Annotated in this window: 19 protein-coding genes; 8 read left to right on the forward strand and 11 right to left on the reverse strand. The window is 65.3% G+C overall.

Annotated elements, in window-relative coordinates:
- Nucleotides 1–183: 183 nt before the first annotated feature.
- Entirely contained in the window at nt 184–747 is a 564-nt protein-coding gene (locus tag AB7M16_RS01890) for a hypothetical protein (protein WP_212257289.1), read from the reverse strand.
- Nucleotides 748–1,029: 282 nt separating this feature from the next.
- Here AB7M16_RS01890 and rimO point away from each other — a divergent pair, with 282 nt between their 5' ends.
- Nucleotides 1,030–2,349: a 30S ribosomal protein S12 methylthiotransferase RimO gene (gene rimO / locus AB7M16_RS01895; protein ID WP_453942986.1), complete on the forward strand. Its 1,320-nt coding sequence runs from the start codon at nt 1,030–1,032 to the stop codon at nt 2,347–2,349.
- Between the two features lie 98 nt (nt 2,350–2,447).
- Here rimO and AB7M16_RS01900 read toward each other — a convergent pair whose 3' ends face one another.
- From AB7M16_RS01900 to AB7M16_RS01910, 3 genes are all read right to left on the reverse strand, one after another.
- A complete protein-coding gene (locus AB7M16_RS01900; protein ID WP_172783773.1) occupies nt 2,448–2,840 on the reverse strand; it encodes a carboxymuconolactone decarboxylase family protein in 393 nt (130 codons plus the stop codon).
- A complete protein-coding gene (locus AB7M16_RS01905) occupies nt 2,776–3,204 on the reverse strand; it encodes a MerR family transcriptional regulator (protein ID WP_172783772.1) in 429 nt (142 codons plus the stop codon). The genes AB7M16_RS01900 and AB7M16_RS01905 overlap by 65 nt, the downstream gene beginning before the upstream one ends.
- A 171-nt stretch (nt 3,205–3,375) precedes the next feature.
- Nucleotides 3,376–4,323 carry a hypothetical protein gene (locus tag AB7M16_RS01910; RefSeq protein WP_453942987.1) on the reverse strand — a complete coding sequence of 316 codons (948 nt, stop codon included), beginning with the start codon at nt 4,321–4,323 and terminating at the stop codon, nt 3,376–3,378.
- Nucleotides 4,324–4,446: 123 nt separating this feature from the next.
- Here AB7M16_RS01910 and AB7M16_RS01915 point away from each other — a divergent pair, with 123 nt between their 5' ends.
- Nucleotides 4,447–5,604: a tetratricopeptide repeat protein gene (locus AB7M16_RS01915; protein ID WP_453942988.1), complete on the forward strand. Its 1,158-nt coding sequence runs from the start codon at nt 4,447–4,449 to the stop codon at nt 5,602–5,604.
- A gap of 377 nt (nt 5,605–5,981) precedes the next feature.
- Nucleotides 5,982–7,172 (forward strand): acetylornithine transaminase, encoded by a 1,191-nt coding sequence (locus tag AB7M16_RS01920; protein WP_453942989.1) that lies wholly within the window; start codon nt 5,982–5,984, stop codon nt 7,170–7,172.
- Between the two features lie 115 nt (nt 7,173–7,287).
- Here AB7M16_RS01920 and AB7M16_RS01925 read toward each other — a convergent pair whose 3' ends face one another.
- The 3 genes from AB7M16_RS01925 to pcsA all read right to left on the reverse strand — a co-directional run bounded on the left by AB7M16_RS01925 (nt 7,288) and on the right by pcsA (nt 9,848).
- A complete protein-coding gene (locus AB7M16_RS01925) occupies nt 7,288–8,262 on the reverse strand; it encodes an NADPH:quinone reductase (RefSeq protein ID WP_439367401.1) in 975 nt (324 codons plus the stop codon).
- A gap of 75 nt (nt 8,263–8,337) precedes the next feature.
- The gene (locus AB7M16_RS01930) at nt 8,338–9,072 is read right to left on the reverse strand and encodes a TerC family protein (RefSeq protein ID WP_453942990.1); all 735 of its coding nucleotides are present in this window, start codon (nt 9,070–9,072) and stop codon (nt 8,338–8,340) included.
- Nucleotides 9,069–9,848 (reverse strand): phosphatidylcholine synthase, encoded by a 780-nt coding sequence (gene pcsA, locus AB7M16_RS01935; RefSeq protein ID WP_453942991.1) that lies wholly within the window; start codon nt 9,846–9,848, stop codon nt 9,069–9,071. Before pcsA ends, AB7M16_RS01930 begins: the two co-directional genes overlap by 4 nt.
- Nucleotides 9,849–9,935: 87 nt before the next feature.
- On the opposite strand from pcsA, the gene AB7M16_RS01940 reads away from it, so the two are divergent.
- Nucleotides 9,936–11,120, forward strand: coding sequence for a UbiH/UbiF family hydroxylase (locus AB7M16_RS01940; protein WP_453942992.1), 1,185 nt, complete (start codon nt 9,936–9,938; stop codon nt 11,118–11,120).
- 22 nt (nt 11,121–11,142) lie between these two features.
- Here AB7M16_RS01940 and AB7M16_RS01945 read toward each other — a convergent pair whose 3' ends face one another.
- Nucleotides 11,143–12,096: an AEC family transporter gene (locus AB7M16_RS01945; protein WP_453942993.1), complete on the reverse strand. Its 954-nt coding sequence runs from the start codon at nt 12,094–12,096 to the stop codon at nt 11,143–11,145.
- Between the two features lie 106 nt (nt 12,097–12,202).
- On the opposite strand from AB7M16_RS01945, the gene hspQ reads away from it, so the two are divergent.
- Complete coding sequence (gene hspQ, locus AB7M16_RS01950) at nt 12,203–12,535, forward strand: heat shock protein HspQ (RefSeq protein ID WP_008564941.1); 333 nt, start codon at nt 12,203–12,205, stop codon at nt 12,533–12,535.
- A gap of 74 nt (nt 12,536–12,609) precedes the next feature.
- Here the strand turns inward: hspQ and AB7M16_RS01955 are convergent, their stop codons facing one another.
- A complete protein-coding gene (locus tag AB7M16_RS01955; protein ID WP_172783763.1) occupies nt 12,610–13,437 on the reverse strand; it encodes an invasion associated locus B family protein in 828 nt (275 codons plus the stop codon).
- Nucleotides 13,438–13,697: 260 nt separating this feature from the next.
- Here AB7M16_RS01955 and AB7M16_RS01960 point away from each other — a divergent pair, with 260 nt between their 5' ends.
- The 3 genes from AB7M16_RS01960 (at nt 13,698) to AB7M16_RS01970 (ending at nt 18,359) form a co-directional block, all read left to right on the forward strand.
- On the forward strand, nt 13,698–15,542 hold the full coding sequence (locus tag AB7M16_RS01960; RefSeq protein ID WP_453947113.1) for an extracellular solute-binding protein: 1,845 nt from the start codon (nt 13,698–13,700) through the stop codon (nt 15,540–15,542).
- A gap of 4 nt (nt 15,543–15,546) precedes the next feature.
- Nucleotides 15,547–17,049, forward strand: coding sequence for a class I adenylate-forming enzyme family protein (locus AB7M16_RS01965; protein ID WP_271506866.1), 1,503 nt, complete (start codon nt 15,547–15,549; stop codon nt 17,047–17,049).
- A gap of 86 nt (nt 17,050–17,135) precedes the next feature.
- Nucleotides 17,136–18,359: a GGDEF domain-containing protein gene (locus AB7M16_RS01970; protein ID WP_453942994.1), complete on the forward strand. Its 1,224-nt coding sequence runs from the start codon at nt 17,136–17,138 to the stop codon at nt 18,357–18,359.
- A gap of 130 nt (nt 18,360–18,489) precedes the next feature.
- On the opposite strand, the gene mfd is transcribed toward AB7M16_RS01970, so the two are convergent.
- Nucleotides 18,490–22,008, reverse strand: coding sequence for a transcription-repair coupling factor (gene mfd / locus AB7M16_RS01975; RefSeq protein ID WP_453942995.1), 3,519 nt, complete (start codon nt 22,006–22,008; stop codon nt 18,490–18,492).
- A complete protein-coding gene (locus AB7M16_RS01980; protein ID WP_453942996.1) occupies nt 22,005–22,295 on the reverse strand; it encodes an FAD assembly factor SdhE in 291 nt (96 codons plus the stop codon). Before AB7M16_RS01980 ends, mfd begins: the two co-directional genes overlap by 4 nt.
- Nucleotides 22,296–22,389: the final 94 nt, after the last annotated feature.

The raw sequence follows: 22,389 nt of genomic DNA on the forward strand, positions 1-22,389 counted from the left end.
AAAGGGTTGTAATTATGGGCAATTGGAACTAGCACAGGCCGGTCAATCAGGCAGATCAGATAGGATCAGACGGCTGCGCCCAAGGTCAGCTTCGTGTCACTCGGGTGCGCGTGAGGCAACGAATGCAAACTTTCGAGGCCGCCGACTCCCGCCCGACGGCAGCTGCCATCTCCGCTTACGTTCTCACGGAATCTTCGCGCCAGCGATCATCTTTTCGATAAGTGGCACGGCGGCCAGCACCGCCGTCTCGTTGCGGCCGGAGACCGCTAGCCGCACGACGTAGGAATTGCCGTCCTGGTCGAGATCGGCGTAATGCGCGATCACTTCAACCGGCTGGTCCTTCAGGGACGGATTGTCGTAGCGGTTGATGATGACCTTGGGGTTGACTGAGGGAAGCGTGGCGATCTTGGCATTCTTGCCGGATGTCGTCGCCCAATCCTTATCGCTCGTTGCGACCCATTGAACCAATTCGGTCTGCTCCTTGTTGTAGCGGCCTTCGGCATAGATGATCACTTCGGCCTTGCCGAAAGTCTTCCCGTTGGGCACGAACATCGAGGCGCCGTACTTGAGGCTCGCGGCCTCGTCCCTCCTCCACCCATCGGGGACCTTCACGCGTGGCCTGAATTCCGGGCACAATCGTTCTTGCCGATCGCAGACATGGATGATCTTGTCGACTTCGGCTCGCGCCGGAAACATCGCACAATAGGAAACGGTAACGAATGCCATGCCGAGGATGAAACGACGCATCGCGGTTAAGCTCCGTGAAATCAAGCAAGAAACAGAATAACAACCAAAACGGGCGCGTTCGAGCAATTCACCTCGGATCTACCACTCGCTCGATCCGAATGAGCTTCCAGCCTAGGAACCCTTGGTCAGTCCATACCTTCCCTGGTGACTGGCCGATCACGCCAAATACGCGCGAGGACCTGCTTTAGCAGCGCGCCGCATACGTTAGTTATTGAATTTCGCCATCGGTTCAATTACTTGGATCGCAAATCCAGACAATTCAGATAGGCTCCAGGCGATTACATGGACAGAGCGCCGCGCATTTCATTCACGTCACTCGGCTGCCCCAAGGCCTTGGTGGATTCCGAGCGCATCATTACGCGCCTGCGCGCGGAGGGCTACGAGCTCGCCCGCAAGCATGACGGGGCGGACATCGTCATCGTCAACACCTGCGGCTTCCTCGACAGCGCCAAGCAGGAATCGCTCTCGGCGATCGGCGAGGCCATGGCCGAGAACGGCAAGGTGATCGTAACGGGTTGCATGGGCGCGGAACCGGAAGCTATCGAGCAGGCCTATCCGGGCGTGCTCTCCATCACCGGCCCGCAGCAGTACGAGAGTGTGCTAGACGCCGTGCACCGGGCACTGCCGCCGGCGCACAATCCCCATCTCGACCTGGTGCCGCCGCAGGGCATCAAGCTGACGCCGCGCCACTACGCCTATCTGAAGATCTCCGAGGGCTGCAACAACCGCTGCACCTTCTGCATCATTCCGAAGCTGCGCGGCGACCTCGTCTCGCGCCCCGCCGACGACGTGCTGCGCGAGGCCGAGCGGCTGGTCGGCGCCGGCGTCAAGGAGCTGCTGGTGATCTCGCAGGACACCTCGGCCTACGGCGTCGATCTGAAATACGCCGAGAGCCCATGGAAGGACCGCCAGGTCCGCGCCAAATTTCTCGACCTCGCGCGCGAGCTCGGCGAGTTGGGAGCCTGGGTCCGGCTGCAATATGTTTATCCCTACCCGCATGTCGACGAGGTCATCGCGCTGATGAACGAGGGCAAGGTGCTGCCCTATCTCGACATCCCGTTCCAGCATGCGAGCCCCGAGGTGCTGAAGGCGATGAAGCGTCCGGCCGCGCAGGACAAGACGCTGGCGCGGATCAAGCGCTGGCGCGAGCAATGTCCCGATCTCGCCTTGCGCTCGACCTTCATCGTCGGCTTCCCCGGCGAGACCGATGCCGACTTCACCTATCTGCTCGACTGGCTCGATGAGGCCGAGATCGACCGCGTTGGCTGCTTCAAATACGAGCCGGTCGCCGGCGCCACCTCGAATGCGATCGAGAATCCCGTCCCCGAAGAGGTCAAGCAGGAGCGCTACAACGCGCTGATGGCCCGGCAGCAGAAGATCTCGGTGCGCCGGCTGAAGCGCAAGGTCGGCACGCGCCAGCAGATCATCATCGACGAGGTTGGTCCGACCGTTGCGAAGGGCCGCTCCAAGGCCGATGCGCCCGAGATCGACGGTGCCGTCTATCTCTCCAGCCGCCGCCCGCTCCGTGTCGGCGAGATCGTCACCGCGAAAATCGAGCGGGCGGATCAGTACGACTTGCACGGCAGCGTCGCGGGGTTCTGACTCTTCCGTCATTGCGAGCGCAGCGAAGCAATCCAGAATCCCTCCGCGGAGACAGTCTGGATTGCTTCGCTACGCTCGCAATGACGATAGGGATGCAGTCAGGCCTCACGCGCGGAAAACACCTCCTTGGCTGCGAACAGCCCGTTCACAGCCGCCGGGAAGCCCGCATAGACGGCCATCTGCATGATGATCTCCACGATCTCGTCGCGAGACAGCCCGACGTTCAGGCCCGCCTCGATGTGCACTTTGAGCTGAGGCGCGGCATTTCCGAGCGCCGTCAGCGCAGCGATCGTTGCGATCTCCCGATCGCGCAGTCCAAGGTCCGGGCGGCTGTAAATGTCGCCGAAGGGAAACTCGATCACGTATCGTGCGAAATCCGGAGCGATGTCGGCGAGTGAGGCGACCACCTTTTCGCCGGCTCTGCCGTCAATGCGCGACAGGGCCCGCTGGCCGCGATCGAAGCGGCTTTCGGCTTCTTGGGCGTGCGTCATTTTGCTTCGTCCTCTGTTCATCGCTGGCATAGCCGGCGATCTTGGTATCAAGGACGAGCAGGCATTCCCTGAGTTCGGCAAGCTGCGTGCGAACCCGTTCCCGGTGGATTTCCAGCATCTGCCGTCGGGCTGCCCCGGTGGCTTCGCCTTCATCACGAAGCGCCGCATAGCGCAACATGTCCCGGATCGGCATTCCCGTGGTCTTGAGCCGACCGATGAATGTGATCCATGTGAGGATCGACGCGTCAAAGTCACGCTGGCCGGAACGATCCCGGTCTGCGTATGGCAGCAGCCCGATGCGCTCGTAATAGCGCAACGTGTGAGCCGACAGGCCGGTTCGCTTTGCGAGATCGCCGATCTTCATGTGTGCCCGTTCTCGTACTGACGCACGTACAGATACCCCTTCGAGCGCACTCTAAGTCAAGGGGGATCGCAATCGAGATCGAAAGGTGCCATTCCTGCGAGGTCGGCATGGCACGACAGGAGAAGATTTCGGGGCGCCGGCTGGGCAGCAATAACACTCGGATCCCGAGCTTCAGGATTCCGTCAGCCATTTCGGCACCCAGCGCTCCGGGCGCGGAGCGCGGGCGAGATCGGCCTGAGCCTCGGACAATTTCGCAGGTTCGCCGGCGACTGTCGGGCGCGCATCGTATTCGAAGCTCGGCATGACGCGACCATCGGCGTAGAGTCCGAACCTCATCGCATACCATAACCCGAGCTCAGGCTGAGCCTTCCACATCTGTTCGCGCAGCTCGCGCAGCAGAGATTCGATCGATGTGGCTTCCTCGAACGGCTGCGGCCCCTGCTTGAGGATTCGCGCCTGGTATTGCTTGCCGACGATCGCGACCTCGAAACGCGTATTATCCCAGGCATTCTTGCCCTTGGGCAGATGGGCGGCCAGCCGCCAGCCGAGTTCGGCCATCATGCGATGGTTAGCCCAATAATCCTCGCGGTCTCGGCTCCATTTTTCCATGAAGCCGCGGAAGTCGGGCAGCTCCGATGCCTCCTCGTCCGGCGCAGCCGCCTCGCCCGTCGGCCGTTCGGCGAGCCATTGCGCCAGCTCGACGGTCTGGCACTCGACCTCGTCATGCGGCTTGAGATCGCGCCAGGCCTTGTCGAAAGCTTGCGACGTCAGCTTGGCAAGCAGTCCGTCGAGGCTTGGCGCCAGCAATTCGTAATCGCCCTCGGATCCCAGTCCGACGATCGGCGGGTTGTCACGGTCAAGGCCGGCGCCATACCAGCCGCCGACGGCCGAGCCGTCCGGCAGCCGCATGAACAGCGAAAACCTTTCGCGCAAGGGACTGCCGTCGACGATCGGCGCGGAATCCGAGAATTGGCCCTGCAGCGAGAAGCAGCCGACGCTGCCCCAGGGACGCCCCTTGAGCCAGGCCGCAAAGTCGACCAGCAGCGACGGCGCCTCGATGCCAGGCGGAAACGCGCCGCGGATGCTGTCGAGGTCGATCGGATAGGGCGTATCGGACAAGGTTTTGAGCTATCTGGTTGGTCCCGCCTTCTTGGTCTGGGCGGTGGTGCATTCGGTTCGAACCAAGTCGCGTCCTTCGATCACAAACACGCTAGAGGCGCAATGGTTTCGACGCAGGAAACAATGAAACACGATGAAACGTCAGGGATTTTCCTCAAGCTGTCCGCAATCGTCCTGACGATGGCCCTGCTCGCGCTGCCGGCCCCCGCCAACGCGCGATCGCCATCGCCCGCGCAGGCCCGCCAGTGGTGCTTCGCCGACGATGGCGGAGGCAGCGACGAGCGGCGCTTCGCCGGCTGCTCGGCCCTGCTCAAGGCCAATCCCAACGATGTGCATGCGCTCGCCAATCGCGGCGAAATGTTTCGGCGACGTGGCGAGGCCGAGCGCGCCGTGGCCGACTTCAGCCGCGCCATCGACCTCGATGCCAGGGATCCCGACCTCCTGTACAATCGCGGCATCGCCTATGACGATCTCGGCGACGCCGACCGCGCCATCGCCGACTATACGCGCGCCATTCGGCTGAACGCCCGCGACCCGCTCTATTTCAACAACCGCGGCAACTCCCACATTCACAAGAAGGCCTACGAGCTCGCGATGGCCGACTACGATCAGGCTATCAAGCTCGATCCGAAATTCGCGCTCGCCTATTTCAATCGCGGCACCGCCTTCAGCAACCACGGCGACGATGCGAGAGCACTTGCGGACTTCGATCTGTCGATCAAGTTCGACCCGAACTACGGGCCAGCCTACGGCAACCGCGCCCGCATCTATCGCGACCGCGGCGACCGCCCCCGAGCGCTGGCCGATTTCGCCAGATCGATCGATCTCAGTCCGAACAACGACCGCGACTTCTATGCGCGCGCGAACATGTATTTCGATACGCACGATTATGCGCTGGCGCTCGACGATTACGACCGCTCCATCAGAGCGAATGCGAAGCTTGCGGACGTGTTCAATTCGCGCTGCTTCACCCGCGCGATCGTCGGCCGCCTGCAAGAGGCGCTGGCCGATTGCGAACAGTCGCTGAAGATGGCTCCCAACGATGCCGAGACGCTGGACAGCCGCGCCCTCGCCCATCTCAAGCTCGGCAACATCGACGCGGCGATTGCCGACTACGACGCCGCGCTGAGCATCAAGCCGGGACTCGACGGCTCGCTCTACGGCCGCGGACTGGCGAAGCGCAAGAAGGGTGACAGTGAGGGCGCCGAGCGCGACATCGCGGCCGCCAAGACAATCAACGCCGGCATCGCCGATGTGTTCTCGCATTACGGCGTCGAGTAAGCGTCACGCAGGAATGTGACACTATAATGCATTCACGCAGGGGTCACCGCGATTGCGGACGCGCATTGGGGCGACGACGAGGCCGAGGAAGCCGCGCACCCGACCTGAGCGATGCACGCTCGGCGAGCATCTTGCAAAAGCCTGCTTGACAAGTCCTGCCGTTAGGCTGTACGGACGCGCCCCATGATCAACGCCCGGACCAGCCAGCGCACCGAAATGCTCCGCCGTCGCTCCCGCGACGACGAGAGGGTGCGCCATGTCCGAGGACGCCGCTGAACCACTGAATTCAGCCAGTTTTCGAGAAAGGCCGCACCCGCAAGGTGCGGCCTTTCTGCTTTTTGCGCCCCTTTTTCCACCCGCCTCCAGAGGAGTACGACATGACCACGCATCCGTATGACGCGCTGATGGACATCACCGCACGGCCCAAGGCCGTGTTCGTCCGCGGCGCCGGCTCCTACCTCTGGGACGACGGCCGCAAGCGCTATCTCGATTTCGTGCAGGGCTGGGCCGTGAACTGCCTCGGCCACTCCCCGCCCACGATCGCCGATGCGCTCGCCGCTCAAGCCAAGCGGCTGCTGACGCCGAGCCCGGCCTTCTACAACGAGCCGAGCCTCAAGCTTGCGCAGGCGCTGGTCGAGAACAGTGCCTTCGATCAAGTGTTCTTCGCCAATTCCGGCGCGGAAGCCAATGAGGGTGCGATCAAGCTCGCGCGCAAATATGGCAGCCTGCACAAAGGCGGCGCGTTCGAGATCATCAGCTTCGAAGGCGGCTTCCACGGAAGGACGCTGGCGACGATGTCGGCCTCGGGCAAGAAGGCGTTCGAGCCGCTGTTCGAGCCGAAGGTCGCCGGCTTCAAGAAGGCCAAGCTGAACGACATCGCCTCGGTGGAAAAGCTGATCAACGCCAACACCGTCGCCGTGATGCTCGAGCCGATCCAGGGGGAATCCGGCGTATGGCCCGCGACCGATCGGTTCCTGCAGCAGCTGCGCGCGCTGACCGAGGCGCATGGCCTCTTGCTCATCTTCGACGAGATCCAGACCGGCATGGGCCGGACCGGAAAGCTCTTCCACTACGAGCATACAGGCATCGCGCCCGACATCATGACGCTCGGCAAGGGCATCGGCGGCGGCGTGCCGCTCGCGGCCCTGCTCGCGACCGAACGCGCCTCCTGCTTCGAGCACGGCGACCAGGGCGGCACGTTCAACGGCAACCCGATCATGAGCGCGGCGGGACTTGCGGTGCTTGAGGAGGTCAAGAAGCCCGACTTCCTGAAGGCGGTCACCGAGACCGGCCTCCTGCTCGAAAGCGAGCTGCAGAAGGTCTCGGCCCGGCATGGGCTCGGCGGCGTCCGGGGACGCGGCCTGCTGCTCGCGCTCGATCTCAAGCTGCCGATCGCACCCGGCATCGTCGCGCAGGCGTTCGAGGCCGGCGTGCTGCTCAACGCCCCGCAAGTCGACAGCTTGCGCTTCATGCCGGCGCTGAACGTCACGAAGAGCGAGATCGCCGAGATGATCGAATGTCTCGACGCGATCTTGACCAAGGCTGGCGCGGCAAGACGGGTGGCGTAGGTGCCGTAGGGTGGGCAAAGCGAAGCGTGCCCACCATTTCTCACCGCAAAGAAAAATGGTGGGCACGGCGCTCCGCGCCTTTGCCCACCCTACGAAACCGTCGATTCCGAAAGAGTTACGGCTTCAAGATCGAAGCCCCCGTGGTCTTGCGGCTTTCGAGATCGATATGCGCCTTGGCGGCGTCCTTGAGCGCGTAGGCGTGGTTGATCGGCACGTGCAGCTTGCCGTTGATCACCGCGGCGAACAGCGTGTCGGCACCTTCGAGCAGTTCCTTGCGCGTGCCGACATAATCGTTGAGCTTCGGCCGCGTCGCGAACAGCGAGCCGTGATTGTTGAGCTCGGCGATCGCGAACGGCGGCACGGGGCCCGAGGCATTGCCGAACGAGACGAACATGCCGCGCGGCTTCAGGCATGACAGCGAGCCCGGGAACGTCGCCTTGCCGACGCCGTCATAGACGACGTCGCAGCCCTCGTTGCGGCTGATCTGCTTCACGCGCGCGACGAAATCCTCCTCGTTGTAGAGGATGACGTGATCGCAGCCATTGGCCTCCGCAAGCTCGGCCTTCTCGCGCGAGCCGACCGTGCCGATGACATGCGCGCCGAGCGCCCTCGCCCATTGGCAGGCGAGCAGGCCGATGCCGCCGGCGGCGGCATGGACCAGCACGCGATGATGCGGCTCGACCTTGAAGGTCTTGTGCAGCAGGTACCAGACCGTCAGCCCCTTCAACATCAGCACGGCGCCCTGCTCGTAGGTGATGTGATCGGGCAGCTTGACCAGCTTCTCCCAGGGCAGGTTGCGCTCGCCGGTATAGGCCCCGAGATTGTGGTAGTAGGCAACGCGGTCGCCGGGATGAAAATGCGTAACGCCAGGCCCGACCGCGACAACCTCGCCCGAAGCCTCGTTGCCGGCGATGAAGGGCAATCCCGGCGCCTTGTAGAGGCCGGTGCGGTAATAGACGTCGATGAAGTTGAGGCCCACCGCATGCTGGCGGATGCGCACCTCGCCCGGCCCGGGCGCCGGCACATCGACGCTCTCATAGACCAGGGCTTCGGGGCCTCCGACCTTGTGCACACGGATGGCTTTGGTCATCACCTGACCTCCTCTTCTTGCGGCTGAGCGAAAGCCATCGCGCCCGCCTTGTCAACTCGACGCCCGCAGGACCGGCTAGGCCGACGGCTTGCTCGCCTTCTTGCGGTTGCGCTTGGCCAGCACGTTGAAGAACTCCACTGCCGCCGAGAACGCAATTGCGAAATAGATGTAGCCGCGCGGAATGTGGAAGTGGAATCCGTCCGCGACAAGCGCGACGCCGATCAGCACCAGGAAGGCCAGTGCCAGCATCTTGGTGGTCGGATGCTCCGCGACGAATCGCGACACCGGCCCCGACGAAATGTACATGATCAGGCAGGCGATCACGACTGCCGCGACCATGATCTCGATGTCCTGGGCCATGCCGATCGCGGTGATGATCGAGTCCAGCGAGAACACGATGTCGATGATCACGATCTGGACGATCACCCAGAAGAAGGCGTTGCCCGCGGACTTCTCCCCGCCCTCGCCCTCATCGGCTTCGACCTCGCCGTGAATCTCGTGCGTCGCCTTGGCGATCAGGAACAGTCCACCGCCGATCAGGATCAGGTCGCGCCAGGAGAAGTCGAACCCCGCAAACGAAAACACCGGTGCGGTCAGGCCGATCAGCCAGACCAGCACGCTGAGCAGGATGATGCGGAAGACCAGCGCCAGCGCCAGCCCGATCTGGCGGGCGCGATGCGCCTGCTGCTTGGGGATGCGTGCGACGATCACCGAGATGAAGATGACGTTGTCGATCCCGAGCACGATCTCGAGCGCCGTCAAGGTGAGCAGCGCGGCCCAGGCTTCCGGGCTGGTCAACAGGTGCATCACACCAAGGATCTCGCCAGGGATCTTGCCAGGCGGATCAAAGCGTCGCTGAAGCTGATCCAGAGCGCGATGGCGCAGAGCACGAGGGTCACCCCGGCGCCGACGCGAAAATCCATCTGCAGCGTGTAGAAGGCGAGCACCGCCCAGATCGCGATCAGCGACATCGTCAGCCAGCGCAGCCGTACGACGCGGACCGGATGCAGCACATGGAACGGCACGAACGTCAGCACGACCAGCGCGGCGACCAGCAGCGTCGCCCACAGCGGCGGCCAATGCAGCAGGAACAGATAGAACGCGGCCGCATTCCACAGCGCCGGGAAGCCGCGGAAATGATTGTCGTCGGCCTTCATGCGCTGGTCGGCGAAATACAACGCGCTGGTGACGATGATGGCAATGCCCAGCAAGGGAGCCGCGACCGGCAGCAACATGCCGCTGGCGACGATCGAATAGGCCGGCACGAACACATAGGTGACGAAGTCGACCACGAGATCGAGCACGTCACCCGACCAGTTGGGCTGCACGTTCTTGACGTCGAGCCGGCGCGCGATCGGCCCGTCGACCGCATCGATGATCAGCGCGACGCCCAGCCATTGAAACATCGCCGCCCAGTGCTCGCGCACGGCCTCCAGCATCGCCAGGAGCGCGATCGCCGCGCCGAACGCGGTGAAGATGTGCACGGAGAAGGCCGCGGCGCGGATCGCCGGTCTCGGCTTCAGGGAATCCTGCTGAATATCCATGGCTTCTGCTATCAGAATGCGACCGGTTTGCACATCCGCCATTGCGGCGCACGATCGCACAATTCGCCATAAAATCAGGGAAATATAGGTGGGCTTGAATTTGCCGCCCGGCGTGTCAAATGTCGCTCCATGACAGATGCATCGACACTCCATGACGCGGCCGTGGTCGGCGGCGGACCGGCCGGACTTGCCGCGGCGATCGCCCTGGCGCAGGCGGGTGCCCGGACCGCACTGGTGGCGCGCCGCGTTCCCTATGCCGACAATCGCACCACCGCATTGCTCGGTGCCTCCATCGATCTATTGGAAAGCCTCGACGTCTGGTCGCGCTGCCGGGACAATGCTGCTGCGCTGAAAGTCATGCGCCTCGTCGACGACACCGGCCGGCTGTTCCGCGCGCCGGAGGTGCGCTTCTCCTGTCACGAAATCGGCCTCGACGCGTTCGGCTACAACATCGACAACCGCTCGCTGATGCTGGCGCTGGAAGCGCGCGCGGCCGAGCTGCCCAATCTGGTCCGCTTCGACGACGAGGCCGAAAGCGTGGTCATCGAAGCCGACGACGTCGCATTGCGCACGGCGTCCGGACAGTTTCTCTCGGCTCGCCTCGTGGTCGGCGCCGACGGCCGGCACTCGCTGTGCCGCGAGGCCGCCGGCATCGAGGTGACGCGGCGCGAGCTGAGCCAGACCGCGCTGACCTTCAACGTCGGTCATAGCAGGCCCCACCGCAATGTCTCGACCGAGTTCCACACGCCGCACGGGCCTTGCGTGTTCGTGCCTCTGCCCGGCGACCGCTCGAGCATCGTCTGGGTTTCGGCGCCAGCAGAGGCCGAACGGCTGCGCGGCCTGAGCGACGAGGAGCTGTCGGCGGCGATCGAGAAGCAGTCGCATTCGATCCTGGGACGCATGAATGTCGAGCCCGGGCGCAACCTGTTCCCGCTCGCGATCGAGCGTCCGAAATCCTTCGGTCGCGACCGTATCGCGCTGGTCGGCGAAGCCGCCCATGTGGTGCCGCCGATCGGCGCGCAGGGCCTCAATCTCGGCCTGCGCGATGCCGCGGACATCGCCCGGCTCGCGGGCGATGCCATCGCCGCGGGACGGGATCCCGGCGCGAACGACGTGCTCAAGCGCTATGATCGCGCCCGCCGGCCGGACATCTTGAGCCGCACCTTTGCGATCGACATCGCCAACCGCTCCTTGCTCAACGACTTCCTGCCGCTCCAGCCCGTCCGCGCAGTCGGCATGCACCTCCTCGGCGCCATCGGCCCGCTCCGGCGCTTTGCGATGCGCGAGGGACTGACGCCGACCTGGCGGCGGTAGGATTGGCGGCGGCCAAGCCCGCTTACGGAAACGCCAACCTTCCCGTCTGGATCGCCCACATCACGCTGGTCAGCGTGACCACCGACGCGAAGGTGCCAAGCAGCACCGCCACGGAGGCGGATTCGATCCAGGCATCGTTCTGCCGGGCGATGACGAACACGTTGAGCGCCGGCGGCAGCGAGGCCATCAGCACGGCGGTGGCGGCCCAGGGCTGCGCGAACGGGCCGAACGCCAGCATCAGGACGAACGCCGCGAGCGGATGGATCAGCAGCTTGACCGCGATCACGCCCGGCACCTCCCACGGCACCCGATCGAACGGACGGAGCGCCACGGTCAGGCCGAGCACGAACAGCGCGGTCGGCGCGGCCGCGTTCTGCAGGAATGTGATGGTGCGGTCGAGCGCGACCGGCAGCTCGATATGCAATGCGGCCACCGCCGCGCCGAAGCACGCTGACATGATCAGCGGATTGAGCACGATCTGCTTGAGCACGACGCCGAAGGCGTGGACGAACGAGGGATGGTCGCGGTCGGACAGCTCGATCAAGAGCGGCACGATCGTGAACAGGAAGATGCTGTCGCAGCAGAAGATCAGCGCGGTCGGCGCGGCCGCCTTCGGCCCGAGCACCGCGAGCGCGAGGCCCGGGCCCATATAGCCGATATTGCCGTAGCCGCCGGAGAGGCCCGCAAGCGTCGCTTCGCGCAGCGTCAGCCGTCCGAAGAGCTTGCCGACAACCAGCGCCAGCGTGAATGCCGCAACCGTCGACAGCGTCGTCGCCACCAGGAACGGCGGATTGTTCAATTCCGAAAACGGCGTCTTCGACATGATCGCAAACAGCAGCGCCGGCAGCGACACGTAGAGCAGGAAGAAGTTCATCCAGGCGAGCCCCGATTCCGGGATGGACTTGACCTTGCCGCAGGCGAAACCGACGAAGATCAAGCCGAAATAAGGTAGCGCCAGATTGAGGATATCGACCATTGCTGAAGTTTTTTCTGAAGGCTTGGGGGCTATCCGTCCCGGAAACGAAGGTTAATTCCGGCTCAGGGCACTAGCATCGGCCACAATCCTGGTCTATCGACGGGGAATGATTAAAGCGCGGACCGCCAAATTCCAGATCGGACAGGTCGTTCGCCACCGGATCTTCTCGTTCCGGGGGGTGATCTTCGACATCGATCCGGAATTCAACAACACCGAGGAGTGGTGGCTGTCGATCCCGGAGGAGGTGCGGCCCCACAAGGACCAGCCGTTCTATCACCTGCTCGCGGAGAACGCTGAATCCGAATACGTCGCCTATGTCTCTGAGCAGAACCTGTTGCCGGATGATTCCGGCGAGCCGGTCCGGCATTCCCAGGTTGCGGAGATCTTCATCAAGGACAAGGCCGGCGGCTATCGCCCGCGCAATCCCTCGCTGAACTGATCGTCGCCGATCGGCGGCCAGCAAAAAAGGCGCTCGAACCGAGCGCCTTTTTCACGTCCGGGATTTGCTCCCGATTACTTCTGACCAGTCGGAGCCGCGCCGGGCGCGCCACCACCCTGCTGCTCGAGCTTCTTGCGCTGCTCGTCGGCCTTCTTCTGAAGCTCTTCCTGGAGCTTCTTCTGGGTTTCCTCGAACACCTTCGGATCGGTCGGCGGACCGTCATAGGCCTTCTGGAATTCGCCGGTGAGCGGCAGCGGCAAGGTCAGCGGCGCGCCGTTGGCGTTGATCGCCTGGACAACGAGATTCTGGCCCTTCTTCATGTTGTTGATGAGCTCGGGCGTGGCCTCATAGTCGGACATGCAGCCGTTCTGGAAGCAGATCACATAGGGCTGCTGCAGCGGCGCGTTGCTGTCGACGATGATGCGGGTGCCGTGGACGAGCTGCATGCCGAGCGGCAGCGTCACGCGCAGGATCTTCTTCGGCTCGCCTTCCGGCTCGATGATCACGGCCGCGATGACCGGCTGGCCCGATTCGATGCGGCCGTCCTTGCCGGTGAAGCAGACTTGCTTGGCATTGGCGTCCTGGCCCTTGAGGCAGAACTTGGTCCAGGGCGCATAGATCAGCTGGATCTGCTGATCGGCGGGCTGGGCTGCGCCCTGCTGCGGGGCGCCTTGCTGCGCGGGAGCCTGCGGGGATGCTGCGGGCGCCGGAGCCTTGGGAGCTGCCTTGGGAGCCGCCTTCGGAGCCGGGGCCGGGGAGGCCTTGGGCGCAGCGGGTGCGCCGGGGGCCGGCGCAGGGGTCTGGGCCTCGGCGGCAAACGGAACGGCCAACGCCGTCGCCGTCAACAGGGCGAGAAGTCGCCCGCGCGGCCGGACGGACGCGGCCAAGTAACGGAAATTCATTGCGGAAAACCCTTTCTGAACGGGAAGTGCCCGAACCGCTCCGAAGCGCCGAACCTGGCCGCCTTGGGCGCGGCTCTCTTCCCGTCAATTGAGGCGGATAAGTGACGGGCTCGACGCTCTTGCGCGATTGGGTGCCTTCTTAACGTGGCCGACGAAAAGATCAATGCCGACAAGCGTCTTTGGCCGGTCTGGTGCAAAAGCCCCATCAAATTCCCTGTGATAAGATTCGGGCCCGCCGGTCCTCGAATCACCGTGTGCCGATGTTCATGTTCCAGCGCCTCTTCGAGGGCCCCGGCCTCCGCCTCTGTGCGCTTGCCCTTGCGCTTGGCGGACTGCTGTCGGCCGGCGCCGCCGCGGCCGAGGAGGCCCATGCGATCGCCATGCACGGCAAGCCGGCGAAGCCTGCCGCTTTCAGCCACATGCCCTATGCCAACCCCGATGCCCCCAGGGGCGGCCGCCTGACCTGGGGTATTCTCGGCACCTTCGACAGCCTCAATCCCTTCATCGTCAGGGGATTGGCGGTGCAGCCGGTCCGCAACTACGTGGTCGAGAGCCTGCTGGCGCGCGGGCAGGACGAGCCGTTCACGCTTTACGGCCTGCTCGCCAGAACGGTCGAAACCAATGACGAGCGAAGCTTCGTCACCTTCCGTCTCGATCCCCGCGCCCGCTTCTCCGACGGCAAGCCCGTCACGGCCGAGGACGTGCTGTTCTCGTGGCTGCTGCTGCGCGACCGCGGCCGTCCCAATCACCGGCAGTATTACAGCAAGGTTGCGAAGGCCGAAGCGCCCGATCCTCTCACCGTCCGATTCGACTTAACCGGCGCCAACGACCGCGAGCTGCCGCTGATTCTCGGCCTGATGCCGATCCTGCCCAAGCACGCGATCGACGTTGCGACCTTCGAGGAAACGACGCTGACGGCGCCGCTCGGCTCGGGCCCCTATCGGGTCACGGCGGTGAAGCCGGGCGCCAGCGTGACGCTCACGCGCAATCCCGATTATTGGGGCCGCGACCTCGCCATCAATCGCGGGCTCTACAATTTCGACGAGATCAGGCTCGACTATTTTCGCGAGGCAAACGGCCAGTTCGAGGCATTCAAGCGCGGCCTCTACGATTTCCGCGTCGAGCACGAGCCCTTGCGCTGGCACGACGGATATGACTTTCCGGCCGCCAGAAGCGGCGAGGTGATCCGCGACACCGTCAAGCCCGGCATGCCGCAGCCGTCCGAATTCCTGGTGTTCAACACCCGCCGTCCGATCTTCGCCGACATCCGCGTGCGGCAGGCCCTGACGCTGCTGTTCGATTTCGAGCTGGTCAACCGCAGCTATTTCTTCGGGCTCTATTCGCGCGTGGCCGGCTATTTCGCCGGCTCGGAGCTGTCGGCCTATGGCAGGCCTGCCGATGCGCGCGAGCGCGAGCTGCTCAAACCGTTCGCCGCGCAGATCCCGCCCGACATCCTCGAGGGCAGCTACCGCCTGCCGGTCACCGACGGATCAGGCCGCGACCGCACCACGCTGCGCGCCGCGCTGAAGCTGCTGTCTGAGGCCGGCTACGATCTCGACGGCACCGCGCTGCGCAACCGCGCGACCAAGGCCCCCTTCACCTTCGAGATCATGGTCACGACGCGCGACCAGGAGCGCATCGCGCTCGCCTTCCAGCGCGACCTCAGGCGCGCCGGCATCGAGGCCAGCGTGCGCTCGGTCGATCCCGTGCAATTTGACCAGCGCCGGCTCGCCTTTGAGTTCGACATGATCCAGAACCGCTGGGACCAGTCGCTGTCGCCCGGCAACGAGCAGTATTTCTATTGGGGCAGCGCGGCCGCGGACAATCCGGGCACGCGCAACTACATGGGCGCCAGGGATCCCGCCGTCGATGCCATGATCGCCGCCCTGCTCGAGGCCCGTGAACATACGGATTTCGTTTCGGCGGTGCGCGCGCTCGACCGCGTCCTGATCGCTGGCGTCTACACAATCCCGCTGTTTAACGTATCGGAGCAATGGATCGCGCGCTGGAATCGGATAGAACGGCCCAAGACCACCTCGCTCTCGGGCTATTTGCCGGAGACCTGGTGGTCGAAGGGGCAGCCGCAAGCTCATCAAGCGAAGTGACGCCGTGAACCAGCCAGCCGTATCGCCGACGCTCGACACATTGTTTCAGCGCACGCTGACGCGGCAGCCGCGGGCGACCGCCCTGCTCGATCCGCTCAACAAGGCGCGCATTACCGGGCACCAGCCGCGGCGGATGACCTATGCCGAGGCCGATACCGCCATCGAGGCACTGTCGGCGCATTTCGTCGAATCGGGCCTGCCGGCCAATTCGGTCATCGCGATCCAGTTGCCCAACACGGTCGAGTTCGTGCTGACCGTGCTCGCCGCCCATCGCGCCGGCCTCGTAGTTGCCGTGCTGCCGCTGCTGTGGCGCCATGCGGAACTGACCGCCGCGCTCAACCGCACCGCCGCACGCGCCATCGTCACCATGAGCACGGTCGATGGCGTCAGCTATGCCGATCTCGCCATGCACGCCGCGGCCGAGGCGTTCTCGATCCGGCACGTCTACGGCTTCGGAAGCGACCTGCCCGAAGGCATGGCTTCGCTCGACGACGTCCTGGCGCGCCCGCCCGGCACCACGCGCGCCGTGATTCAGGACGGCCGCAAGGCGGCCATGATCTCCTTCGATGTCACGGCGGAGGGCTTCCGGCCGGTGCCGCGGCCGCATTTCAGCCTGATCGCGGGCGGCCTTGCGATGTCGCTCGAAGCCGACATCAAGCAGGGCGCGACGGTGATGGCGGCGTTCACGCCGATGTCGTTCGCAGGGCTCGCCTCCTCGCTCGCGGTGTGGTTGCTCTCGGGCGGCACCCTGGCGCTGCATCATCCGTTCGAGAACGATGTGCTGGAGCAGCAGATCAACGAGCACGAATGCGAGGTGCTGATCGCGCCGGCGCAGCTCGCGCTGCGGCTCGGCGATGCCGACCTCGCGGCGCGGATGCCCACTTTGCGCAACGTCATCGGCCTGTGGCGCGCGCCCGAGCAGGTGGCGGCGAGCGATGCCTGGATCGCGCCGCACGCGCCGCTGACCGACGTCTATCTGTTCGGCGAGGCCGGTTTGTTCGGCGCCCGCCGCGGCGAGGACGGCATGCCGGTGCCGGTGATGCCGGGGCCGCACGGCGCCCCGCGCGAGCAGTCCGGCTCCTCCATCGCCGGCGAGATCCTGCTGACGCCGAAGGGCACGCTCGGCCTGCGCGGCGCGATGGTGCCGATCGCAGCCTACGCCCCGCCGCAGCCGGTCGGCGAGACGCTGACGGCGCAGCCGCCGCGCGACTATGTCGACACCGGCTATGCCGCGCGGCTCGACCGCCCGAGCGGCGCGATCTGCATCACCGCGCCGCCCTCCGGCATCATGGCCGTCGGCGGCTATCGCTTCCTGTCCAACGACCTGCAGGAATGGGCGCGCCGGCTCGGCCAGGGTGCCCTGCTCACGGCGCTGCCCGACCGACTCTCGGGCCACCGGCTCGCCGGGCGCGCCCAGGACAATGCCCGCGCCCGCGAGGCGCTCAGCGAGCTCGGGCTTAACCCCCTGATGGTCGAGGCTTTTCGGGACCGCTCCGGGGCGGCCTAGGCGCGGTTTCAGCGCTTGCGTTGACGCAGCATTAAGGCGGCCAAACTAGATTACGCGGCATCTGTTGCGTGATCTTGAGTGACTCGATGTCCCAGGCGGGCCCGATCCTGTTTGTGTCCGATGCCGAACGTCCCGCCTTCGTGGCGGCGCTGGACGAGGCCCGGCTCTTTCCCGTCGTCGACACCGACTGGACCAGCGCATCGCGCGCGGTCGACGAGGTGCAGCCGGCCGCGGTTCTCGCTGCGGTCCATGCCGGACACGAGCCGCATGTGACGCGGCTTGCTAAGAAGATCGCCGATCAATCGCCTTACCTGCCCTTCGTGGGCCTGGATGCGGCGGGCACGCTGCCGCTCAACGCCCTGCCCTTCTCCTCGCGCGGCGGCAATCCTGACCGGCTGATCGCGCGGCTCCGGGCTGCGCTGCGCGTGCGTACATTGCACGCAACGGTTCTGCGCCGGCTGCCCGAAGTGAAGTTCGCGCTGCCGCAAGGCGATCCCGTACGCGACGCCACCGTGCTCCTGATCGGCCGCGGCGCGGCCTATCCCGCGCTCTCCGTCGCGCTCGGCGAACGCATCGGCGTGGTCGGCGCGCTCTCGATCGAGGCCGCCGCAAAACACCTCAACACCCGCGATCTCGACGGCGTCGTGCTCGCCGAAGGTTTTACCGCGCGCGTGACCGATGCCTTCCTCACGGTGCTTACGGAGGACGCTCGATTTCGCAACCTGCCTGTGGTCGTCACCGCCCACCAGCTCACCCAAAGCTACGACCTGCCCAATCTCGAGCTGATCGCGGGCGAGCCGGCGAGGATCGCGGCTAACGCGCTGCCCCTAATCCACCAGCACGCCATGGAAGCGCAGCTGAGCCGCACCTTGCGCTCGATCGATGGCGGCGGCTGGCTCGATCCGCGCAGCGGCCTGCTCACGGTGGAAGCCTTCGCCCGTGATTTCGCCAAGGCAGTGGAGCAGACGCTCGCCCGCGGCGGCGGCCTCTCCGTCGCCCGCTTCGCCTTCGACCCCAACAATTCCCGCGCCCAGCTCGACGCCGCGCGCATTTTGAGCCGCCTGATGCGGCAGATGGATTTTGGGGCGGCGCAGAAGGACGGCTCGGTGATCGTGGTGTTCGCCGAGACCGACTTCCGCACCGCGCATATGATCGCCCGCCGCCTGTCGGCGGTGATGCGGCACACCTCGAACGGCAAGCACGAGGTGCGCAGCGATCCCGTGGTCAGCGTGGACTCGCTGTCGCCGTCGGATACGGCAAGGTCCTTGCTGGCGCGGCTGTCGGCGGACGCGTCACGGGCGGCGTCGTAGTTTTTCGCGAGCTGCCAGCAACAACCACCGTCATTGCGAGCGCAGCGAAGCAATCCAGACTCTCGCCGCGGAGAGACTCTGGATTGCTTCGTCGCAAGGGCTCCTCGCAATGACGTGGTGAGAGCCGGGCCTACGCCGCCTTCTTGCTTTCCGCGAGCTGCGCCAGCTGCCGCATGATCTCCGTCGTGCCGGCGAGGCGCTCTTCCGGCGTTTCCCAGTCCTGCAGGAACACCACCTTCATGTCGGGCCGCACCTTGGCGGCCTGGCCGTGGCTGCGGATGAAGGTGACGAGGCGATCGGGATGGGCGAAGGAATTGTCGCGGAAGACGATGACGGCGCCCTTGGGGCCGGCGTCGATCTTCTCGACATTGGCCCGGCGGCAGAACGCCTTGATCGCGGCGACCTTGAACAGGTAGCGGACTTCGTCCGGCAGCACGCCGAAGCGGTCGCGCATCTCGGCGCCGAAATTCTCGATCTCCTCCTCGGTGTCGAGATCGGCGAGGCGCCGGTACAGCGACAGCCGCACCGAGAGATCGCTGACGTAATCCTCCGGGATGAGCACGGGCATGCCGATAGTGATCGACGGCGACCAGCGGTCGGCGGCGGGCTCGGACACGCCGGCCTTCAGGTTGACGATCGCCTCCTCCAGCATCGATTGATAGAGCTCGAAGCCGACCTCCTTGATGTGGCCGGACTGCTCCTCGCCCAAGAGATTGCCGGCGCCGCGAATGTCGAGGTCGTGCGAGGCGAGCTGGAAGCCGGCGCCCAGCGTCTCCAGCGATTGCAGCACGGTGAGCCGGCGCTCGGCCTGCGCCGTGATCTTCTGCTGCGCCGGCAGCGTGAACAGCGCGTAGGCCCGCAGCTTGGAGCGGCCGACGCGGCCGCGCAGCTGGTAGAGCTGGGCAAGGCCGAACATGTCGGCGCGATGCACGATCAGCGTGTTGGCGTTGGGAATGTCGAGGCCGGACTCGACGATCGTGGTCGACAAGAGAATGTCGAACTTGCCGTCGTAGAACGCGGTCATGATGTCCTCGATCACCGCGGGCGGCATCTGGCCGTGCGCGACCGCGACCTTCATCTCGGGCACGTTCTTGTCGAGGAAGTCCTTGACCTCGGCGAGATCGTCGATGCGCGGCACGACGTAGAACGCCTGGCCGCCGCGATAGCGCTCGCGGAGCAGCGCCTCGCGGATCATCAGGGGATCGTGCGGGGCGACGAAGGTGCGGACCGCGAGGCGATCGACCGGGGGCGATGCAATGATCGAGAGCTCGCGGACGCCGGTCAGCGCCAATTGCAGCGTGCGCGGGATCGGGGTTGCCGACAGCGTCAGCACATGCACCTCGGCGCGCAGCGCCTTCAGCCGCTCCTTGTGGCTGACGCCGAAATGCTGCTCCTCGTCGACGATAAGCAGGCCGAGGTCGCGGAACTTGATCGCCTTGCCGAGCAGCGCATGGGTGCCGACGACGATGTCGACCGAGCCGTCGGCGATACCCTTCTTGACCTCGTTGAGCTGTTTTGTCGGGATCAGGCGCGAGGCCTGTGCGACGTTGACCGGGAAGCCTTTGAACCGCTCGCTGAAGGTCCGGTAGTGCTGGCGCGCCAGCAGCGTGGTCGGCACCACGACCGCAACCTGCTTGCCGTCGAGCGCGACGGCAAAGGCCGCACGTAGCGCCACCTCGGTCTTGCCAAAGCCGACGTCGCCGCAGATCAGGCGATCCATCGGGCGGCCCTTTTCGAGGTCCTTCAGCGTCGACTCGATCGCGCCCAGCTGATCCTCGGTCTCGTCGTAGGGGAAGCGCGCACAGAACTCGTCATAGAGGCCCTGCTGCACCGGCAGCTTCGGCGCCTCGTGCAGCATGCGCTCGGCCGCGATCTTGATCAGCTCGCCCGCGATCTCGCGGATGCGGTTCTTCAGTTTTGCTTTTCGGGTCTGCCAGCCCGAGCCGCCCAGGCGGTCGAGCTCGACCGTCGTTTGGTCCGAGCCGTAGCGCGACAGCAGCTCGATGTTCTCGACCGGAAGGAACAGCTTGGTCTCGGCGGCATAATGCAGCTCGAGGCAGTCGTGCGGCGCGCCGGCGACGTCGAGCGTCTGCAGGCCGATGAACCGGCCGATGCCGTGATCGACGTGGACGACGATGTCGCCGGCGGTGAGGCTCGTCACCTCCGAGATGAAATTGTCGAGCTTGCGGCTGGCCTTGCGCGGCCGCACCAGGCGGTCGCCGAGGATGTCCTGCTCGCTGATGACGGCGATCTCGTCGGTCTCGAAGCCGCTTTCGAGGCCGAGCACGGCAAGCATGGTCTCGTTGCGCGGCGTCGCCTGCACCGTCCGCCAGGAATTGACGCTGGTGGTATGGGCGAGCTTGTGATCGCGCAGCATCGAAATCATGCGGTCGCGCGAGCCCTCGGTCCACAGCGCGATCACGACCTTCTTGCGCTGCGCCTGCAGCGCCATGACGTGGCTGACGACGGATTCGAACACGTTGACATTGCTGTCGTTGCGCTCCGGCGCAAAATCGCGGCCCTTGCGCGCGCCAGCATCGACCACGCCGGTGCCGTCGGTCGGCACCGAGAACGGCGTCAATCGCGCCAGTGGGATCTCGCCGAGGCGCTTGCCCCATTCCTCCTCGGTCAGATAGAGCCGGTCAGGCGGCAGCGGCTTGTAGATCGCGCCGCCGCCGGGATGCTCCATCGCCTCGCGCCTGGCCTCGTAATAATCGAGGATCTGCTTGAAGCGCTCGCGGACGGCGTCCTCGGCCTGCGGCTCGATCGCGATCGCAGCGCCTTGCAGATAGTCGAACAGCGTGTCCATCCGGTCCTGGAACAGCGGCAGCCAGTGCTCCATGCCGGGTTGGCGTCGGCCTTCGCTGACAGCCTCGTACAGCGCATCGTCGCGCTCGGGCGCGCCGAACTCGGCGACATAGCCCATGCGGAAACGACGGATGGTGTCGGTGACGAGCTGGAACTCGGAGACCGGCACCAGGTCGAGCGAGCGCATGTCGAGCAGCGTGCGCTGGGTCTCGGCGTCGAAGGAGCGGATCGATTCCAGGCTGTCGCCGAAAAAGTCGAACCGCACCGGCTGCTCGAGGCCGGCCGGAAACAGGTCCAGAATGCCGCCGCGCACGGCATATTCGCCGGGCTCGCGCACGGTGGAGGACCGGTTGTAGCCGTTATGCTCGAGCCAGGCGACGACGGTGTCCATCGGCACGACGTTGCCTGGCGCAACCGACAGCGCCTGCGCCGCGACCAGCTCGCGCGCGGGCACGCGCTGCACCATCGCGTTCACCGTGGTCAGCACGATCAGCGGCTTGTCGCTGCCGGTGAGCGAAGCCAGCCGCGCCAGCGTGGTCAGGCGCTGCGCCAGGATGCCGCCATGCGGCGAGACCCGGTCATAGGGTTGGCAATCCCAGGCCGGAAAGGTCAGCACCGGTAAATCGGGCGCGAAGAACCGCAAGCCGCGTTCGAGCGACTGCATGCGCGCGCCGTCGCGGCAGACGACCGCGAGGCTGACGGCCGGCTTCTTCGGCCGCGCCGCGATGGCACGGCCGAGATCCGAGACGACGAGGCCTTCGGCGCCCTCGGCGACATTGGCAAGCGTCAGCGCGCGGCCGGGCGCGAGCAGCTCGGCCGGAGATTTCATTCCCTGCTTCATGCGTTGCCGTCCGCGATCGGAAACGCCTTGATGCGGGCAAACAACGCGCCGGTGACGTCGGCTGGCAGCACCTTGTCGCCGGTGATGGCCGCATAGAGATCGGGATCGTTGACCTCGAGCAGGCGCTCGAGCTCGCCGAGCTCGGCATCGGACAAATTGCCGATCTCGGCATCCGCGAAGCGGCCGAGGATCAGGTCCATCTCGCGCGTGCCGCGATGCCAGCAGCGGAACAGAAGCCGCTTGCGGCGGTCGTCCAGCCCGCTGCTCGATCGTGTCGTTCCCGTCATGTCTCAAATCCAGTCAAACGCAGAAAGCCCGGACGTGCCGGGCGGGGTGATATAGGCCCTGCCCCCTGGAAAGTCAGCAGTCTTCCCGCGAGGA

It is taken from the genome of Bradyrhizobium sp. USDA 372 (assembly GCF_053629095.1).

Excerpts from the sequence above, each read along its gene's own strand:
- AB7M16_RS01890 (WP_212257289.1), bottom strand. The coding sequence starts at position 747 with ATGCGTCGTTTCATCCTCGGCATGGCATTCGTTACCGTTTCCTATTGT.
- rimO (WP_453942986.1), top strand. The coding sequence starts at position 1,030 with ATGGACAGAGCGCCGCGCATTTCATTCACGTCACTCGGCTGCCCCAAG.
- AB7M16_RS01900 (WP_172783773.1), bottom strand. The coding sequence starts at position 2,840 with ATGACGCACGCCCAAGAAGCCGAAAGCCGCTTCGATCGCGGCCAGCGG.
- AB7M16_RS01905 (WP_172783772.1), bottom strand. The coding sequence starts at position 3,204 with ATGAAGATCGGCGATCTCGCAAAGCGAACCGGCCTGTCGGCTCACACG.
- AB7M16_RS01915 (WP_453942988.1), top strand. The coding sequence starts at position 4,447 with ATGAAACACGATGAAACGTCAGGGATTTTCCTCAAGCTGTCCGCAATC.
- AB7M16_RS01920 (WP_453942989.1), top strand. The coding sequence starts at position 5,982 with ATGACCACGCATCCGTATGACGCGCTGATGGACATCACCGCACGGCCC.
- AB7M16_RS01925 (WP_439367401.1), bottom strand. The coding sequence starts at position 8,262 with ATGACCAAAGCCATCCGTGTGCACAAGGTCGGAGGCCCCGAAGCCCTG.
- pcsA (WP_453942991.1), bottom strand. The coding sequence starts at position 9,848 with ATGGCGGATGTGCAAACCGGTCGCATTCTGATAGCAGAAGCCATGGAT.
- AB7M16_RS01940 (WP_453942992.1), top strand. The coding sequence starts at position 9,936 with ATGACAGATGCATCGACACTCCATGACGCGGCCGTGGTCGGCGGCGGA.
- AB7M16_RS01945 (WP_453942993.1), bottom strand. The coding sequence starts at position 12,096 with ATGGTCGATATCCTCAATCTGGCGCTACCTTATTTCGGCTTGATCTTC.
- hspQ (WP_008564941.1), top strand. The coding sequence starts at position 12,203 with ATGATTAAAGCGCGGACCGCCAAATTCCAGATCGGACAGGTCGTTCGC.
- AB7M16_RS01955 (WP_172783763.1), bottom strand. The coding sequence starts at position 13,437 with ATGAATTTCCGTTACTTGGCCGCGTCCGTCCGGCCGCGCGGGCGACTT.
- AB7M16_RS01960 (WP_453947113.1), top strand. The coding sequence starts at position 13,698 with ATGTTCATGTTCCAGCGCCTCTTCGAGGGCCCCGGCCTCCGCCTCTGT.
- AB7M16_RS01970 (WP_453942994.1), top strand. The coding sequence starts at position 17,136 with ATGTCCCAGGCGGGCCCGATCCTGTTTGTGTCCGATGCCGAACGTCCC.
- mfd (WP_453942995.1), bottom strand. The coding sequence starts at position 22,008 with ATGAAGCAGGGAATGAAATCTCCGGCCGAGCTGCTCGCGCCCGGCCGC.
- AB7M16_RS01980 (WP_453942996.1), bottom strand. The coding sequence starts at position 22,295 with ATGACGGGAACGACACGATCGAGCAGCGGGCTGGACGACCGCCGCAAG.